Source organism: Scandinavium sp. M-37 (assembly GCF_043558715.1).
Classification (GTDB): Bacteria; Pseudomonadota; Gammaproteobacteria; order Enterobacterales; family Enterobacteriaceae; genus Scandinavium; species Scandinavium vulneris_A.
The window spans coordinates 1-401 of the sequence record NZ_JBIGIN010000123.1 but is presented as its reverse complement, the minus strand read 5'-3'; the positions used below and the strand labels follow the sequence as shown (position 1 = coordinate 401).

At 58.9% G+C, this 401-nt stretch carries 1 pseudogene; it reads right to left on the bottom strand.

The annotated features are described in order from the left end of the window. A pseudogene (locus ACG0Z5_RS24000) lies at nt 1-401 on the bottom strand (type VI secretion system ATPase TssH); the annotation flags it as partial.

Genomic DNA, 401 nt, shown 5'->3' with positions numbered 1-401 from the left:
CCAGCGCAGTTTTACCGACGCCCGGTTCACCGACCAGAATCGGGTTGTTCTTGCGACGGCGCGAGAGAATGTCGACCATCTGGCGGATTTCAGTATCACGGCCGAATACCGGGTCAATTTTGCCCTCTTTCGCTTTGGCGGTGACATCGAGGGTGAATTTATCCAGCGCGTTTTGCAGCGCCGGATTGAGTTCGCCCTCTTTCAGCTCTGCCCCGACCGGGCGACCGACCATTTCAACATCGCTTCCCTGTTGGGCCAATTCTGCGTCCTGCTGCAAATCCGGGCGTTCGTCAGATTGCGCATCCAGCAACGGGCGCAGACGTAAAAGCTGACTCATCCCGAGCGTCAGCAGTGGCCACAGACCGTCGCAGTGAGCAAGCCGTGGGTTTTCCGTCAGCGCC